The following is a 1,223-nucleotide window of genomic DNA, read 5'->3' on the forward strand; positions in this document are numbered from 1 at the left end:
TTATTAGGAGATGCAGTTCATTGTTTTCCTCCTGACATTGGACAAGGCGTTAATTCTGCTTTAGAAGATATCTATGTTTTCCAGGAAATATTAGCCGAAACTAAAGATAATCTTTCTGAAGCACTTTATCGCTATCAAAACCTACGCCAATCCGATATTAAAGCCTTAATTCGTTTAGGACAAATTAGTTATCCTTGGCAATATAATCAAGACCCTTTACGGAAAAAAATATGGAGTATTAACTTTTTTATGCGCTTATTATTGAATCGTTTATTTCCTTTTTTATTTAATACCCATTCCTTCATAATGATTCAAAATCATGAATTATCTTACTCGGATATTCTTGCTAAAAGTAACAGGACTACTCAAGTGTTATCCATATTGGGAGGATTGGCAATATTGACTTTACTGTTGAAACTTATGAATTAGAATAATTTTTTCTGAATTGGTGCAAACGGCAGTTAATCAAAAAGAAGTAAATTGGAGCTGGGGGGGCGACATGATAGCTAAAAAGTAGACTGTATAAGCTTCATAGCTCTCATACCTGTCTTGATGCAAAGCGCGAGTGGTTTGAATTTACCGTAAGATAGGGTCGCCTTGTCTTGATGCAAAGCGCGAGTGGGGGAAACCCCCTTTGGCAGCGCTGCATCGCTATTAAAAAATATTTAACCATGCATCTGCATAACCTGCTAACTATAAAGGCGACCCTATCTAAGGTTTTGTCTCCGGGGGCTCAAGCAGGGCTGTTTCTTGCGTCCGACTAAAACGTGATTGGTAGGGAGGTGGGGAGATAGGGAGGTGGGGAGATAGCGGTGCGACCCGTGGCGAATTTAATTCGCCTAGCGATGCAGCGCGGTCTTGGGGGTTCCCCCCATGACCGACTGCATCAAGACAAGGAAAGCGCACCGTCGGAGAATTTTTATTAATAAAAAGGTATTTTTAACCTTAAAAAAACCTTCTCCCCAGCACCCCAACGCCCTTTCAGCAGATTGACTTGACAATTTATTCATGAAAATGAAACAGCCCTGCCTCTACAGGGCGGGGTAGTTCATTTCTCATCTAAATAAAAACGGTAAAACAAATAATCATCTCGGAAAGGATGATCATCTGCGACATGATGAATAATACCTCGATTAATCAGTATCTGTCCAATAGCCACTGCATCTTCCCGAGTAGAATTACACCGTTTCACCAACCAATCTACGGCTTCTGACCCAACAAAA

2 protein-coding genes are annotated in these 1,223 nt (G+C 40.6%); one reads left to right on the top strand and one right to left on the bottom strand.

Going from position 1 to position 1,223, the window contains the following annotated elements; genetic code table 11:
- Window positions 1-429 (top strand): FAD-dependent monooxygenase (locus F6K49_RS50585; protein ID WP_293110439.1); only part of this gene is annotated, 429 nt, incomplete at its 5' end.
- Window positions 430-1,048: 619 nt separating this feature from the next.
- Here the strand turns inward: F6K49_RS50585 and F6K49_RS50590 are convergent.
- The coding region (locus F6K49_RS50590; RefSeq protein WP_366514368.1) for a hypothetical protein at window positions 1,049-1,223 on the bottom strand (175 nt) is incomplete at its 5' end.

Source organism: Moorena sp. SIO3I6, from assembly GCF_010672095.1.